Annotated in this window: 7 protein-coding genes; 6 read left to right on the top strand and 1 reads right to left on the bottom strand. The window is 40.5% G+C overall.

The genetic code is table 11. The features are described from left to right. Nucleotides 1-55: 55 nt before the first annotated feature. Nucleotides 56-3,223, top strand: coding sequence for an AsmA-like C-terminal region-containing protein (locus ID165_RS12975; protein ID WP_192085264.1), 3,168 nt, complete (start codon nt 56-58; stop codon nt 3,221-3,223). A gap of 156 nt (nt 3,224-3,379) precedes the next feature. Here the strand turns inward: ID165_RS12975 and mtaB are convergent, their stop codons facing one another. Continuing rightward, the gene (gene mtaB / locus ID165_RS12970; protein WP_192085263.1) at nt 3,380-4,699 is read right to left on the bottom strand and encodes a tRNA (N(6)-L-threonylcarbamoyladenosine(37)-C(2))-methylthiotransferase MtaB; all 1,320 of its coding nucleotides are present in this window, start codon (nt 4,697-4,699) and stop codon (nt 3,380-3,382) included. Between the two features lie 232 nt (nt 4,700-4,931). On the opposite strand from mtaB, the gene ID165_RS12965 reads away from it, so the two are divergent. The 5 genes from ID165_RS12965 to ID165_RS12945 all read left to right on the top strand — a co-directional run bounded on the left by ID165_RS12965 (nt 4,932) and on the right by ID165_RS12945 (nt 17,666). Continuing rightward, on the top strand, nt 4,932-7,094 hold the full coding sequence (locus ID165_RS12965; RefSeq protein WP_192085262.1) for a glutamine synthetase III: 2,163 nt from the start codon (nt 4,932-4,934) through the stop codon (nt 7,092-7,094). Between the two features lie 621 nt (nt 7,095-7,715). Continuing rightward, nucleotides 7,716-10,841, top strand: a complete 3,126-nt coding sequence (locus tag ID165_RS12960; protein ID WP_192085261.1) for a SusC/RagA family TonB-linked outer membrane protein — start codon at nt 7,716-7,718, stop codon at nt 10,839-10,841. A 28-nt stretch (nt 10,842-10,869) separates the two neighbouring features. Then, the gene (locus tag ID165_RS12955) at nt 10,870-12,441 is read left to right on the top strand and encodes a SusD/RagB family nutrient-binding outer membrane lipoprotein (protein WP_192085260.1); all 1,572 of its coding nucleotides are present in this window, start codon (nt 10,870-10,872) and stop codon (nt 12,439-12,441) included. 556 nt (nt 12,442-12,997) lie between these two features. Further along, nucleotides 12,998-16,063, top strand: a complete 3,066-nt coding sequence (locus tag ID165_RS12950) for a SusC/RagA family TonB-linked outer membrane protein (protein ID WP_192085259.1) — start codon at nt 12,998-13,000, stop codon at nt 16,061-16,063. Between the two features lies 1 nt (nt 16,064). Further along, entirely contained in the window at nt 16,065-17,666 is a 1,602-nt protein-coding gene (locus ID165_RS12945; protein ID WP_192085257.1) for a SusD/RagB family nutrient-binding outer membrane lipoprotein, read from the top strand. Nucleotides 17,667-17,854: the final 188 nt, after the last annotated feature.

The following is a 17,854-nucleotide window of genomic DNA, read 5'->3' as shown; positions in this document are numbered from 1 at the left end:
ATATATTCATTTATGCAATATCAATTTTGAAATTAAAGCGTTTACAGAAATACAAATGAAGAAGAAAAGAGTCCTGTACATTTCCTTGTTTTTAGCAGTTCCCATTCTGATATTTTCAGCATCAGTTTGGGTCGCTTATAGCAAGCAAAAAGTACTGACCCAGGATGCTTTGACTGCCATCAACAAGGAGTTTGTTGGCGAGCTTACCATAGAGGACTCTCATATTTCCCCATTTGTTAATTTCCCTTACATCTCTATTGATTTAACAGGAGTAAAGTTTTTTGACTCCAAAACCAAAGAAAACAAACCGATCTATGTGGTGGAGGATTTTTACATAGGTTTTGACGTGTGGGATATAATCAGAGGAAGGCATCAAGTCAAAAAACTGAAAATCTCAAACGGTCATTTGGATGTCATCAAATTCGAAAACGGAGATATCAATTTGCTCTTGGCCAAAGGAATTAAGGCTGATGCTAAAGAAGCGGATGAAGAGGAGGAGACTGAATTTGCTTTTGATTTGTCAGGTATTGAAATAGAGGGATTTGATATCACTTATTCAGATGTTTCAAACAACCAAGATTTGGTATTTCACATCGACCAATTGTTGTCAGATTTTAGCTTGAAAGACGGGCATATTTATATTGATATAGTTAGTGATTTGATTTTTGATCTGGACCAAGATGGTGAAAACACATTTTTCGCTGATAAAAAGGTGCATTTAGATCTCGAGCTTGATTACTTTGAGGATTTGCAGAAGTTGTTGATTTCCCCCTCAAGGGTGAAATTGGAAGAAGCTGTTCTAGGTTTGGCAGGCCAGGTTAAGATCTTGGATGAAGGATTGGACCTTGAGCTGAATCTAAATGGAGAAAAGCCTGATTTCAATATTTTTGCGGCATTCTTGCCAAATGAGGCGGCTCAAACGCTCAAGAGGTACAAGAATGAAGGAGAAGTTTATTTCTCAGGGTCTGTGAGAGGAATAGCTGGAAACGGACAAAGCCCCGCAATTTCGGTAGAATTTGGAGCTGATAACGCTTATTTCCTCAATTCAGGAATTCAAAAGAAAGTAGATGAGTTGAGATTTATAGGGTTTTATACCAATGGTGAGGAAAGAAACCTCCGTACCTCAGAATTACAGCTTCAAAACTTCTATGCCCGACCTGATGAAGGGATTTTTCAAGGAAGATTGACCATTCGGAACTTTGAAGACCCCAATGTGAAAATCAATGTAAATGCTGATTTGGATTTAGGCTTTTTGAGTGATTTTTTCGAAATAGAAGGACTTCGGGGAATAGAAGGTCAGGTTTTATTGACTATGGATTTTGATGAATTGGTAGATATGGACTTGACCTCTGCCTCTATATCGGATGTGGAAGAAAGTCTTCAGAGTGAGTTGACATTAAAAAATCTAAGCATTCAGATTCCGGAGTTTGACCTTCCTGTAAGGAATGCCAATGGATATGCCTACATGAGGAAAGGAAAGGTGGTCTTGGACTCGTTGAGTTTTCAGATAGGGCAGTCCGACTTAGCCTTTTCCGGTGAGTTGAGCAATTTCCCCGTTTTGCTGCATGGTAACAAACTGCCGATAAAAGCGAAAATAAATGCGAAATCTAATTTTTTGAATTTAAAGGAATTGATTCCCTCTGATTCAATTAATATGGGGGTGGATGAAGAAATTTCGGATTTTCAGGTCAAAATGGCTTTTGAGACGACGGGGGAAGAACTGTATAAATATGACTACTTGCCGAAAGGTGAATTTCTCATAGAAGATTTCTATGCAAAATTCAAGAACTATCCACATGTGCTACATGATTTCCATGCTGATGTTTACATCGAGGATGACTTTTTGGAAGTGAGAGATTTCAAAGGCGAGATTGATGAAAGTGACTTCCTCTTCACAGGTAAAGTATTAAATTACAAGAAGTGGTTTCAGGGCAGGAAGGTGGGAGAAAGTAGTTTTGACTTTAGCCTTGTTTCAAGTCAGATTAAACTCAATGACCTGTTGAGTTACAATGGAGTGGATTATCTACCTGAAGATTACAGTAAGGAAATTATTTCAAACTTGAATCTAAAGGGGAAAGTTGATTTACATTATCAGGGCGATTTTCAGTCAGCTGATTTTTATTTGGAAGATTTGGATGGAAAAATGAAAATCCATCCATTGAAGTTGGAGGATTTTGCTGGTAGGGTTCATTATGAAAATGAATACCTTACAATGGAGGATTTCCGGGGAAAAATGGGGGATTCAGATTTTACAGTGCAACTTGGATATTGTTTGGGTGAAAAAGATTCCGTAGCAAGTCCTACTGAAAAGTCAAATTATTTCCATTTGAGTTCTCAAGCGATGGATTTGGATGCATTGATGGGATTTGAAAGTATAGAAGTGGATACAAATCATCAAGAAGCCTTTAACGTTTTTCAATTGCCATTTTCAAAAATGGAGTTTACTGCAGCTATCAAGAAGTTGAACTACCATACCTTCTGGCTAGAGGATATCGTGGCAAAAGTGCGGACTAATGAGGAGCATTATTTGTATTTGGACACCTTGGGTTTTGGGATTGCAGATGGATCTCTTGGGGTCAATGGCTATTTCAATGGTTCGAACCCGGATGAGATCTACTTCAGCAGCGTGATGAATGCCAGTGAGGTAGATTTGGATCAGCTCTTGATCAAATTCGAGAACTTTGGACAGGATTATCTGATCAACGAGAATCTGCATGGTAAGGTGAGTGGGAAGATCGCAAGTAAATTCTTGGTATACCCGGATTTGACTCCGATTATAGAAAAATCTGAAGCAAAAATGGATCTGACTGTGTATCAAGGAAGCTTGGTGAATTTCGCTCCGTTGGATGCCATGGCAAGTTATTTTTCGGATAGGAATTTGAAAAATGTGCGGTTTGATACCCTAAGCAATACTTTTGAACTCAAAGGAGGGGTGCTCACCATTCCAAAAATGAATATCAATTCGAGTTTGGGATACATAGAACTTTCGGGTAGCCAGAGTCTTGATTTGAATATGGATTATTTCATCAGAGTCCCTCTGGCATTGGTGACACAGGTTGGCTTTAGGGCCCTTTTTGGTGGGAAAAATAAGAATGAAGTCGACCCTGATCAAGAGGATGCAATTGTCTACAGAGACCGGGACAAGAGAGTACGGTTTGTAAATATAAATATGAAAGGTACACCTGATGACTATAAGATCAGCCTAAAGAAAGATGGGAAGTAGCTGGTTGGTAGTATCAAGTATCTAGATTCTAGAATCCAGAGTATAGAATCAAGAGCCTAGAACCCAGAATCAAGAGTCTAGAATCACAGTCTGGAAAGACAGAAGAAACCAGATAAGCCACCTGGTCTCATTGCAGATACAATTACTAATTGTGCCTTAATGCTTCTCATACACGAATTCGGGTTCCCGTACCTCTACGTTACCCTTGTCATTGATCTGATCAAGGGTGACGGTTTTTAATTCGTTGATCAGCATAGGATCGTATTTGGCAGCGACACGTATGTAGTTTTCGGTGAATCCATGGATTTTACCATCCTCAATATCTTCCTCGAAAAGTACGGTGAAGGTTTTTCCAAGATTCTCCGTGTAGAATTTTCTCCTTTTTTTCTCCGAAAGGATCCTGAGCATTTTCGAGCGCTCATTTCTTTTTTTCATAGGAACTACATCCTCCATCTCTGCTGCTCGGGTATTGGCACGCTCCGAGTAGGAGAATACATGGAGGTATGAAATATCCAGTTCATTCAGGAAATTGTAAGTTTCCAGAAATAGCTCATCTGTCTCACCCGGAAAGCCTACGATCACGTCCACACCGATACAGGCATGTGGCATGAGTATTTTGATCTTGGTCACTCTATCCACATATAGCTCCCGGAGGTATCTTCTGCCCATTTTTCTCAAAATGGTATTGGATCCGGATTGAAGAGGGATATGGAAATGAGGAACAAATCTCTTGGACTGTGCAGCAAAGCTGATGATCTCATTGGTAAGCAAGTTTGGCTCGATAGAGGAGATTCTCAATCTATTAATCCCTTCTACTTCGTCAAGTGCGTAGACCAAGTCAGCAAATCGCTCATTTCTCTTGCCATCTACTATACCGAAGTCACCGATATTAACTCCTGTCAAGACAATTTCTTTGACATCTGTGGCCGCAATCTCCAGGGCAGATTGTACGACACTTTCTATTGTATTGCTCCGGCTTTTGCCACGGGCAAGCGGAATGGTGCAAAAAGCGCATCCGTAATTGCAGCCATCCTGAACTTTCAGGAATGTCCTTGTACGATCATTGATTGAGTATGCATTATTGAAGACAGTTGCTTCCTGAATCTCAGAAGCCAGCACTTTTGTGTCCTGAGCTTTTGCAAAATCATCCAAGAGTTCTATCAATCGAAATTTCTCGGCCGCACCGAGAACGGCGTCTACACCTTCTATTTCTGATATTTCGGTTGGTTTTAATTGAGCGTAACATCCTATTATGGTGACGTAGGAGTTTGGGGATATCTTTTTCGCCTCTTTTACGATTTTTTTACACTTTTTGTCAGCATTTTCAGTGACTGAACAAGTGTTGATTATGAAAATATCGGGATTCTCCTGAAAATCGACTTTTAAGTAACCCTTTTCTTCAAATTGGCGACTGATAGTAGAGGTTTCAGAGAAATTTAGCTTACATCCTAATGTATAAAAGGCTACTTTTTTCACAATTACGCTTCTGACAATGAGTTTGCAAAGATAATTAATCTTCGCTTGTTTTCAATTCTCCAATTTTCTATCTGAATCCAATAAGATTTCCCGAAAATGGTGCCTTTTTCCTATGATTTATTGAAAAAAGTGTAATTTTTTTGAAAAATTAGGTCAAAAATGAGTCAAAAGCATTTTCGAATACATATTTTTCTATTTTTGTGAGTATAATTTTAAACCACATATTGTAGAAATGGCAACACTCAGACAACAAGCCTTAGCAATGGTGCAGACAAGACAACGCGTAGTTGTAAAAGCACCATCCAACAAAATCTCGGACTTTTTTGGCACAAACACGTTTGGCACAGCCCAGATGAAAGTGTCTTTGGCTCCATCCGCCTATAAAAGAGTGATGGAAGCTATTGATAAAGGAACCAAGATCGACAGTTCCACAGCCGAAGAAGTAGCTTCTGCTGTAAAAACTTGGGCTTTGTCCAAAGGCGTTACACATTATACACATTGGTTCCAGCCTCTTACGGGATCTACTGCTGAGAAGCATGATTCTTTCTTTGATGCACTGGGAGGCTTGGAGAAATTTAAAGGAAGCGCACTTGTACAGCAGGAACCGGATGCATCTTCTTTCCCGAATGGTGGCATACGCTCTACTTTTGAAGCGAGAGGATATACTGCTTGGGACCCTACTTCCCCGATTTTCATCTTCGAGAATACACTTTGTATCCCTACCATATTTGTGTCCTACACCGGCGAGGCGTTGGATTACAAGACTCCATTGTTGAAATCAATAGAAGCCATCAACGACGCGGCTGTGGCGATTTGCCAGTTGTTTGACAGAAACGTAAGAAAAGTACAGCCTTCACTAGGTGTAGAGCAGGAGTATTTTGTGATAGACAAGGCACTTTTCGCAGCAAGACCTGATTTGGTAATGGGCGGAAGAACCGTTTATGGACATAGCCCTGCCAGAGGCCAACAATTGGATGATCACTATTTTGGATCTATACCTACCAGGATAAAAGACTTTATGGTAGACTTCGAGAATGAAGCGTTAAAGTTGGGTATTCCTGTAATGACCAGACACAATGAGGTAGCACCTGGCCAGTTCGAAGTCGCTCCTTTGTTTGAAGAAATCAATAAAGCTACGGATCACAACCAATTATTGATGGATGTGATGGAAAAAGTCGCTGAAAGACATGACCTAAAAGTTCTTCTTCATGAGAAACCATTTGCTAATGTAAATGGTAGTGGAAAGCATAACAACTGGTCACTGATTACTGATACAGGGGTAAACCTTTTCCAACCAAGCAATTCAGCTAGGGAGAATCTGCAATTCCTTACTTTCTTGGTGGCAACTGTAAAAGCTGTTTATGATCATTCAGACCTATTGCGGGCAAGTATAGCGTCAGCGGGCAATGATCACCGACTTGGAGCAAATGAAGCGCCTCCGGCAATTATCTCCGTATTCTTGGGAGCTACGCTTACTGAGGTTTTGAATGAGCTTGAGAAAAACGGCAACATCAAAATCGAAAAGGGTGATAACATGTACATGAAATTGGGTATCTCTAAGATTCCTGAGATCATCCTTGACAATACAGATAGAAACAGAACTTCTCCTTTTGCTTTCACAGGTAATAAATTTGAATTCCGTGCAGTAGGTTCTCAGGCTAATGTGGCCGGTCCGATGACTGTATTGAACGTGATTGTTGCGGATGTATTGGCTGATATGGCCAAAGACATCGAGAAAGAAATGACTGCCGGCAAAGAGAAGAAAATTGCGATTGTTAATGTATTGAGAAAATACATCAAGGATAGCAAGAAAGTAAGATTTGAAGGCGATGGCTACTCAGAAGAGTGGGCGAAAGAAGCTGAAAAAAGAGGCTTGTCCAACTTGAAATCAACGCCTGGTGCATTGGATGTATATGCAGCCAAAGCTACCAAAGAGCTTTTCGAAAGACATAATGTAATGAACGGTATTGAAGTTCACGCCCGTCATGAAATCATGCTTGAGAATTTTATAAAGAAGATTCAGATCGAAGGACGGGTAATGGGTGATTTGGCATTGAATCATATTATTCCAACAGCCATTCTTTACCAGAACAAGATCATTCAGAATGCCAATGGCTTGAAAGGACTTGGGTTGGACCATACAGCGGCTGTAGAGACAATCAAAGAAGTTTCCAAACATATCGAATCGCTGAAGGCTAACATCACTGCAATGGTAGAGGCACGCAAGAAGCTCAACAAAGAAACAGATATCGTAAAAATGGCTAAAGGATATCAGACTGATGTCAAGGAAGCTTATTTTGATAAAATCCGTTATGCTGTAGATAAATTGGAGCTTTTGGTGGACGATGAGTCATGGCCACTGGTGAAATACAGAGAAATGCTTTTTCTTAGATAAGTTTTTCTATATGTGATAGTGAAAGCCGTTCCGAAAGGGGCGGCTTTTTTTAATTATTTATATTTAGTTTATGTCCATTCTTGTCATTTAGCTAGTAAGGCTTGGCCATAGATTATTTTGTTTATAGTCTGATTAGGCGCACGGCTAATTTTATTTAATATACCCGGCCTTCGATAGGGTAGAGGCTTGTAGTTATGGTTTTTAATAAAGTATAATTATTCTTTTAAAAGATTATAAAAAAAGGGTTAGAAAGAAGGTGGTTATAAAAATTTTATTTTGCTTTTACATTACCTAAATCTCATAAGGGATATCGACGAATACTTTAGATTGAGTCCGTCTCTCCATTACTTAACGAAAAAAATATGTTAAGATCATGAATTTTTAAAAAAAAATGCTTTAATAAGTTTTGATAGAAATATGTTTTTATTAGATTTAATGGAATGTTAAATGCCTTGTACTGTGATATTTGAAAATATTGCTTAAGTGCTTGCATTAATAAGTCTATTATAAAACCTTAATTCAAACAAGTATGAAACAACCTTTACCTATGATTCCGCAAGAGGGTCGGAGGATGACGCTTAGCGTGAAGTTTATATTATTGCAAACTTTAAATCACCTGCTATGAAAAAAATTTTATCAATTGCTTTCGCTTTGGTCATGGTGCTGGGACTTTCGGTCTCGACACAGGCTCAGCAGCGAATATTGAAAGGAGTGGTAACCGCTGCGTCAGATGGCCTCCCCTTGCCTGGTGTAACCATTGTGGACAAAAGTACAAAGGCGGGAACGACTACTAATGTGGATGGAGAATACGCTATTTCCGTAAATGAAAACACGGTCTTGGTATTTTCGTTTATTGGATTTGCTAATCAGGAGTTCACTGTAGGGAACCAGACTGAATTGCTTGTTTCTTTGGAGGATGAAGCATCAGATCTTAGTGAAGTGGTCGTGACCGCATTCGGTATGGAGAGAGACAAGAAAGCATTGGGTTATTCCGTAACACAATTAGGAGGAGATCGATTTACTGAAGCCCGTACCGCAAATGTGGGAAATGCACTTTCCGGGAAAGTAGCAGGAGTCAATGTAACACCTCCCTCAACAGGCGCCGCAGGGTCTAGCCGGGTAGTAATCCGGGGAGGGTCTTCTTTGACAGGAAATGACCAGCCCCTTTACGTGGTGAACGGGATACCTATTGAATCAGGGAATCTTGGAAATGCAGGGATGTGGGGTGGAAATGATTCTGGGGATGGTCTATCTTCAATCAGTCCGGATGATATTGAGAGTATGTCTGTATTGAAGGGAAATGCAGCAGCAGCTCTTTATGGAGCCAGAGCTGCCAATGGTGTTATCTTAATTACTACCAAAAGCGGGACAGCCCGAAAAGGAATTGGGGTATCATATAGCTCCAATATAATGTTTGATAATGTTTGGGACCAGACAGATTTTCAAAGACTATATGGTGCGGGAAGAGATGGACGTGTTTCAAGCTCCAGTGAAGAGGCCTTAGAAGATGCAACCAATGGTTGGGGTGCTAGATACGATGGTTCATCTGTCATCCAATTTGACGGAGTATCCCGACCCTATTCCTTTACGGGCGAGGGCTTGGCTGATTTCTACAAAACTGCCTATACTTTTAACAATTCTATTGCTTTTGATGGAGGCAATGAAATGGGGAATTATCGCTTCTCATTTTCAGATTTGGATAATAAGGATATTATGCCAAATGCAGGTTTCAAACGTAGGGTGGCTAACGCCAATATCAATGGAAAACTTGGTAAATTCACGCTGGCCGTTACTGGGCAGTTTTCAAATCAAAAAGCGAAAAACCGACCAAGACTATCGGATGCCCCCGGCAATGCAAATTACTCAATGCTGACCAAGCCAGGCCATATTCCATTGGAGTTGATGAGAGGAACTACAGACAAACTTGGGGCAAAAGAGGATGGAACAGAACTAAGGTATCAACAAAGCAATTTTGTTACTAACCCTTATTGGGCTGCTTATCAATTTTTCAGGGAAGATGAGACAAACCGGATCTTGGGAAATGTTTCTCTGAAGTATGATATAACTGATTGGTTGTATGTGCAGGGTAGATTAGGGCTTGATTTTCAATCTCGGGTAGATCACTCTTCTGAACCATATGGAACCGCTTATAAACCTTTGGGGGATTATTATGTAACGGAGCGGACAATCAGGGAAGATAATGCTGATTTGTTTATTGGATTCAATAAAACGTTTGGTGATTTCGATTTTGATGTTTTTGTAGGGGGCAATCGAATGAGAAGAACGTCCGAAAGCTTACGTGGAGGAGGAAATGATTTAGTTATCCCCTTCTTTAGCAGTGTAAGAAATGTAAGAGCTCCATCTATTACCTATGACTTTTCTGAGTATGGGATCAATTCGTATTTTGGAGCTGCAAATATTGGTTACAAAAACGTCCTCTTCTTCAATGCTACTGCCCGTCAGGATCAATTCTCGACCTTGGCTGGTGCAAATAGTAAGTTATTCTATCCTTCATTTAGTTTGAGTGGAGTTCTAAGTGATATGTTTACCTTTCCTGAAGTGATCACCTTCGCTAAAGTCAGAGGTTCTTGGGGACAAGCAGGGGGAGGTGCTCCAAATCCTTATGCTTTAAATCTTACTTACGGCTTAGTGGGAGCAGGCCACTTGGGTGGTAATTTAGGACAGATTCAAAACGAATCAATCCCTAATTCAAACCTTGGTCCATATACTTCTACAGAATATGAAATTGGAGCAGATTTAAGATTTTTTGATAATCGTGTAGGGCTTGATGTTGCTTATTATAATAGAACGACCAAGGATGATATCCTAGCTACGGGGATTTCTGGCACCTCTGGATTTAATACTACTACAATCAACATCGGTGAGCTTAGAAATAAGGGCTTTGAGTTTTTGTTGAATATAACTCCAATCGCAAGAGATTTTAAATGGGATATATCATTCAATTTTGCAAATAACGTATCTGAGGTTTTAAGTTTAGGGACCAATTCAGAAGGAGAGTCCATAGAGTTTATCAACTTGGGCAACAGCCGACTTCAGCGTGAAAGTATAAGACATATTGTAGGAGAGCCCTTAGGTATGATTGCGGGCTTTAAGCAGCTTGAGATCGATGGCCAAAAAGTGTATGATGATAATGGATATCCTGTAGCTACTGATGGTTATGAAACTATTGCCCAAGGGCGACATCCGATTTCTGCGGGATTTAGCAATACCTTTAGCTATAAAGGATTTCGTATGTATTTCTTAATTGATGTACGAAGCGGAGGATATATGATGTCCGGTACGAATAGTTCAGCTTATTCAAGGGGCTTACATGAAAATACATTGGTAGGAAGAGACGGGGGATTAACGATAAGTGGTGTAAATCTGGCGGGAGAACCAATGGAATGGACTATACCGGCGAATCCAACTAATTCGGAAGAATACTTATTGGATCAATACTACCAGAGATATGCACAAATAACGGAAAATGTAGTATATGATGCTTCATTTGCCAAGTTAAGAGAGTTCACTTTCGGATATACTTTTCCGGCTAAAGTGATCGGCAAAACTCCCCTGCAGTCTTTAACCCTTTCCTTTGTAGGAAGAAACCTAGCTTTGCTATGGTCCAATGTGCCTAATGTTGACCCTGAATCTGCTTATGCAAATGATGGGAATTCTCAAGGGTTGGAATACTTTGGTCTTCCTACCAATAGAAGCTTTGGGTTTAACCTTTCAGCAAATTTCTAATCCATTCACGGACTAAAATTATTGAATAATGAAAATTAAAAATACACTAGGAACAGTCCTACTGGCAAGTGCTATGCTGTTTTCTACAGCCTGTAGCGAGGATGCATTGTTGGATTTGAACATAGATCAAAATTCAGCTACAGATATTGACATGGCCTACCTATTTTCTCTGGGAACATTGAGGATCGGGGCTGAATTTGAAAACACACGTGTTTCCATGCTTTATGCTGCTACTATGATCCAACAGATTGGATCAACTTCATCATATTTCAGTGGTGACAAGTATTTCTACAGTGCTGCGTATAGCGGCTCTTACATGGAAAGTCATTATACCGGAATCATGAGACTGTTTCAGCAGGTAATCGCTGAAACTGCCGATGACCCTGCTATGGCTAACCTGAATGCCGCTACCACAGTATTGAAAGTCTTTGATCTACACAGAATGACGGATATCTATGGAGACGTTCCTTATTTTCAGGCTGGTAAAGGGTTACAGGGGGAGGAAAACTGGTTCCCCGCTTATGACAATCAGAAGGACATCTATAGTGCAATGGTAGAAGAGCTTCGTGCCGCTAGGGATAAGTTCACAGAATCTGCCCTTCCGCTTGGTGCACAGGATTTTGTTTACTTCGGGGATCTGGGCAAATGGCGGAAATTTTCCAACTCATTATTAATGCGTATCGCAATGCGGATGAGCAATGTTGATCCCACCTTTGCTGAAGAAGTATTTCTGGAAGCAAATTCAAGTGGTGCTTTTACTTCGAATGACGATATAGCATTTATTCATTACGAAACAGGGCCTCAAGGTATAAATAGAAATGGATTGAATGATGGCTATTGGAATAGCAATAAGTATGGTAGGGATTGTAAAGTATCAGCTACGTTTATGGACTGGATGGTCGAAAATAATGATCCCCGGTTAATGATAATAAGCGGTGGTACGGGTGATCCAGATGATCCTACTACATGGAATACGGATCCGGCTGTTCAAAAAGGGTTACCAAATGGCTATAATTCTACCACTATCAGAACTGTACTGTCTCCTGCAGATACTGCGGATTTTAGTGCAAGAGGGAATAGGATTTTTTCCATGCAAAATCTCAGGTATTTTGATTGGGAAGATCCCTACTACTTACAATCATACGCTGAAGTAGAATTAATGAAAGCAGAGGCTGCGCTAAAAGGCTGGATATCCAGCAGTGCAAATGAGCACTTCTCGAATGGTGTAACGGCAGCTATCAATGCTTGGGTGGAATTTGATCCGTCTTTTTCCAGAACTCCTGAAATGATTTCGGCTTATATTGCAGGTCGTGGATTTGCATCAGCTTCCACTGAAGACAAGTTGAAACTAATAGGGGAAGAATACTGGGCGGCCACTTATTTAAATCATATTGAATCTTGGTCCAACTGGAGAAGAACAGGGTATCCTGAATTGACCCCTACTCAAGATCCGAATGCCTTTGAGGGTAATTTTATTCCGAGAAGACTGAGGTATTGGGAAAACGAGATAGGATCCAATTATGAGAATTATTCAGCAGCTAGGGCACGTATGGGGGGTGATCTATTTGCCACCAAGGTATGGTGGGATGGGGGAAATTAATTTCTGCAACTTGGTCTACCAATCATTACATACAGAGGTTTTGATCAGATTCAAAGCCTCTGTTTTTTTATTCTGACTAAGCTAAGCACACTCAGTTGCTTGCAAAACATCTCGAAAGGGACATTGCGTACTATACTCTTGACAAATCCAATCAATACTTTTCTTAAAAAAGGTTTGGAAAAAGAGACTATTACGGATATTTTTTCCTGACCCACATTTTCCAAATTTATAGGAGATTTAGCGTTAATAACGCAAAATGAACCCTGTTTGTTTTTACTTAATAAAAAAAATATATTAAGATCATAAGTTTTTAAAAAAAAATACTTAAACATGTTTTGATAGAAATATGTTTTTTCTAGCTTTAGGGTATGATAAGCATCTTGTACAGTGATGTTTGAAAATGTTACTTACGGGGTGTTTGCTATCAAGGATTTTATTCTGAACCCTAATTCCACACTAGTATGAATCAACCATTACCCAAGATTCCACATAAGAATCTGAGGAAGGCGCCTTGCGTTAAGTTATTATTAGTATTACAAATCTCAAATCACCTACTATGAAAAGAGTTTTATCAATTGCTTTCGTTATGGTCATGGTGTTGGGGCTATCAGTCTCGATACAGGCACAGCAGCGAATATTGAAAGGAGTGGTGACCGCTGCACCGGATGGCTTACCAATGCCGGGAGTCACAATCCTTGATAAGAGTACAAAGGCTGGTACTACCACCAATATAGATGGTGAGTACTCGATCTCTGTAGGCACCAATTCTATATTGGTTTTTTCGTTTATCGGCTATGCTTCACAAGAAATCCCTGTAGGCAATCAGTCTGAACTAAACGTGTTGTTGAGTGAAGATGCCAGTGAATTATCCGAGGTGGTTGTGACCGCATTGGGTATTAGTAAAGAGAAGGAGACATTGGGTTATTCTGTTACCCAAGTAGGAAGTGAGTCCCTTACTACTGCTCGTGAAACCAACGTTGCGAACTCCTTGGCTGGACGTGTTGCGGGACTGGTAGTGAAAGGCACCAACAGTGGCCCTGGAGGAACCTCTAAGATTACCTTGAGGGGTCTTCCAAGCATCAGTGGAACGGGATCTCCTTTGTATGTGATTAATGGCATTCCTATGGATAACAGCCAAAGAGGTGCTGCCGGTGAATGGGGCGGTGGTGATAGTGGCGACGGTATTGGTAACCTGAGTCCTGATGATATTGAGACCATGACGGTTTTGAAAGGACAGGCTGCTTCTGCTTTGTACGGTTCACGTGCTTCAAATGGTGTGATTCTGATCACAACTAAAAAAGGGGCTAAAGGCGGGGACTGGTCATTAAACTATACGATGAATTACATGGCTGAAAATGCTGTGGATTTTACTGATTTTCAAAATGTGTATGGTCAGGGTGTTGGTGGAGTGAGACCAACGACTGCTACGGATGCCCAATCTACCGGTAGGCTATCCTGGGGATCCAGAATGGATGGAACTCCAGTTATCGGATTTGACGGGAACCAATATCCTTACTCTCCTTCAAGCGACAGGTACATTGATTTTTACAGAACTGGATCTAATTTCACCAATACAGTTTCTGTATCAAAAGGATTGGGTGAGGATGGTTCATTCAGGATGTCTGTTTCCAATCTTGATGCTAAATCAATTGTACCTAACAGTGGGGTAGACCGTCTAACTATCAATTTGAATGTTGAACAAAATATCACGGATAAATTAAACGTGACTGCGATGGTCAATTATATAGACCAAAAAACAAACAATATTCCACGTCTAAGTGATGGACCGCAAAATCCAAATAATTTCTTGCTTCTTGCTCCAAATATCAGTCAGAGTATTTTCGCGCCTGGGTTTAATTCAGAGACTGGTGCAGAGACAGTATTTAGTGATGATATCTACGTGACCAACCCTTACTTTGTAGTGAATCAAGGCATAAATGATGTGGGTAGAAAACGAACCATATCAGCTATCTCCACGAAGTATAGCTTCACCAAGGATATTTTTGCTATGGTAAGGTTGGGGAATGATGCCTCTAGCGATGATTTCTACAGTGTTGAGCCCTATGGTTTGGCTTATACAGCGGATTTGACAGGTAATCTAAGTGGCCGGGGCCAATCTCAAAGATCCGAAATGAACATTGATGCGATTTTGGGAGGTGCCTTTGATTTGACTGATAAGCTAAACTTGGATGTTTTGGCTGGTGCGAATATGAGAAACAATAAGTTTGAATCAGTTGGTGTAGGAGGAAGCCGTTTCGTATTACCGTACTTGTATTCTCCATTCAATGTAGAAACATTCTCAAGATCGTACGAATTCAATGAGCGTGAAGTTCAGTCAGCGTATTATTCTGTTGGGATTGGATACGATAATATTCTGACCTTAACTACGACAGGTAGATATGATGTCTATAGTACATTGCCGACTGACAACAACAGCATTTTCTCACCTTCTGTAGCTGCTGCATTTGTGTTCGATCAGTTGATTGACATCCCTGCCCTGGACTTTGGAAAGCTGAGAGCATCTTATGCAGTAACTAGCGGCGAGCCCTTTAATGCGTATCAAAGTACTTTTTATTACAATTCCGCAAATTCATATAATGGAATTCCTGCAGGTTCTTCCCCTACATCTTTGCCTAATTTGAACCTGAAACCGTTTACTACAAGTGAGGTTGAATTTGGACTAGATCTAAGTTTCTTTAATAACAGATTAGGGTTTGATATTGCCTATTACGAAAAAGAAACGCACAATGAAATCATGAATGCCAATTACAGCATTACATCCGGTTTTAACAGTGCTGTTGTTGCGACAGGTTCTACCAGCAATAAGGGATTGGAAGTTTTAGTAACCGGTACGCCGGTACAAACGACCAACTTTACTTGGAAATCGTCCTTTAACTTGTCTAAAGTGAAAAATGAAGTACTTAGTACTGATAACAACAATAACCCGGTAAATCTTGGGCAGAACAGAGCAACGTTGGGAAATGCTGTGACAGCCTACGTGGTAGGCGAAGCCGGTCCTCAGATCAGAGCATACGATTATGCATATAATGCAGACGGCTCTATCCAAGTGGATGAAGCAGGTTTACCTGTTAGGGGAGAATTGATTAATATGGGGACTGTTTTGCCTACATTATATGGTGGTTGGAATAACGAATTCAATTACAAGGGAGTTACATTCTCTTTCTTGATTGATTATAACTACGGTAACAAAGTCTTATCTGCCACTGAGTTCTATTCGACATTCAGAGGGCTTAATCAAATAACTCTTGAAGGCAGGGAAGAGGGCGTAACTAACGGTGGTGTAACTGCTCCGGCTCAGGAATACTATCAGGCTTTAGCCCAAAATATCACCAGAACAAGTGTCGTTGACGGCGATTTTATCAAATTGCGGCAATTGACTTTAGGATATTCCTTCCCTGCAAAATGGTTTGGAAACATGCCTATTCTAAAAGGCCTTGATGTCTCTTTGGTAGGTAGAAATCTTGCAATTCTAATGCGTAAAGCTAAGAACATTGATCCAGAAGCAAGTTTTGGTTCTAATATCAATTACACAGGAATCGAAGGTGGTAACTTGCCTAGCACTAGATCTTTTGGGTTTAACCTTAACTTCAAATTGAACTAATATGAAAAAATATATAAGCATATTTCTTACAGGCGTTATGCTGGCGGTGTCCGGCTGTGATGGGGATTTTGCAGACATCAATACCGATCCAAACCGAGCTGACGGTGAGGTGTTTGACCCAAATTTGATCCTTCCTACAGTTTCTTATAACTACGGAAACATGATGACCGGCTATACTGGAGCAATTTTGTTTCAAAGTATGTGGGTACAGCTGATGGCTTCTACTTCTACCGGAGGAGCTAACTATTATTCCAATGCAGATAAATATGTAGCATCTGGGAGTACAAACAGTTATATACAAAGCGTCTGGAATGATGGCTATTCTGCGGCCTCCCGAGTATATCAAATGCAGGCACTGGCAGAATCAAAAGGGTTAACCAATTTAGTGGCAGTAGGAGAAATCTGGAAAGTACTTACTCTTTCATTTGTATCTGATATTTATGGGGATATCCCGTATTCTGAAGCATTACAGGCTGAAGCGGGAATTACCCAACCAAAATATGATTCTCAGTCAGAAGCATATTTGGCTATGCTTTCAGATCTTGAAGGCGCACTTTCTTCCATCAATGATTCCGGGGATGAAATTAAAAACGATGTGCTTTATGGAGGAGATTTGACAAAATGGAGAAAACTGGGATATTCTATTATGTTGCGTATGGCAATGAGATTGGTGGAGGTAGATCCGTCTACGGCTCAGTCTTATGTACAAAAAGCGATTGCAGGCGGTGTCTTCTCTTCCGTAGATGATGAGGCTGCATTGATCTCTGACGATGCTAACGGATATTCCAATTCCAGTGCTAATGCGTTAAACGTCACAGATGATGTTTATGAAGTACGTTGGTCTAAAAAACTTGTAGATTTTCTTAAATCCAACAGTGATCCTAGACTATCCATAATCGCCGAAGTACCGGCTGCGGGTTTGGTTGCCAACAGAAGTACAGCAGCAGGGAACAATGATCCTAGTATTCAAATAGGATTACCCAACGGATACGATTTGAGCGGTAGAAGTACAGATGTCAGCAATGAACCTAATTACCCTGGGCCAACTGGAACTGGGAGTGATGTTGCACCAATTGGAAAGTATTCCAGACCCACTGCAATCTACAGAGATAGGGATGCACCTGTATTTATTTTGACGTATGCGGAGATTCAATTTTTGTTGGCCGATGCTGCTGCAAGAGGATATACAGTGCCGGGTACTGCTTCTGAATATTATGCTGCCGGATTAGAAGGCGCATTGGCGACTATTGGCAAATTCGGAGGGGCAACTGTTCCGGCTTCCACGGCTTCTGCTTTTGTTGCGGACAATCCTTTGGATATCAGTAGTTCTGAAGCTTCACTGAAAATGATCAATGAGCAAATTTGGGCAACCACCGGAATCTTGGCAAACTTCGTAGAATCTTGGAACAACTGGAAGAGATCAGGCTATCCTGAGTTGACTCCTGTGAATTATTCAGGCAATTTCTCATCGGGACAAATTCCAAGAAGACAACTTTACCCTGCATCGGAAAGCACTACTAATCCCCAAGGATTGGCTAATGCAATTTCGAACATGGGAGGCGATACTTGGATTAACAATGTATGGTGGGACGCTGGAAATTAATCCCTGAGTTTAGTAAGGTGTAATTTTCTGATAGAGGCTTTGATTCAATTCAAAGCCTCTATTTTTTTATTTCCATTTTTCAAATGTTTAACCCGCATCATGCATTAGCATTTCTATTGCGCCCAATAATTGCTTCAAAATCAGTCACTGTGTTGCAGTTTTCGACTTCACCATAGCGGTGCTATGCC

Origin of the sequence: Algoriphagus sp. Y33, assembly GCF_014838715.1 — a bacterium.
GTDB lineage: Bacteria > Bacteroidota > Bacteroidia > Cytophagales > Cyclobacteriaceae > Algoriphagus.
Note: the sequence above shows the minus strand (reverse complement) of the source record. Positions and strands in the feature narration are given on the sequence as shown.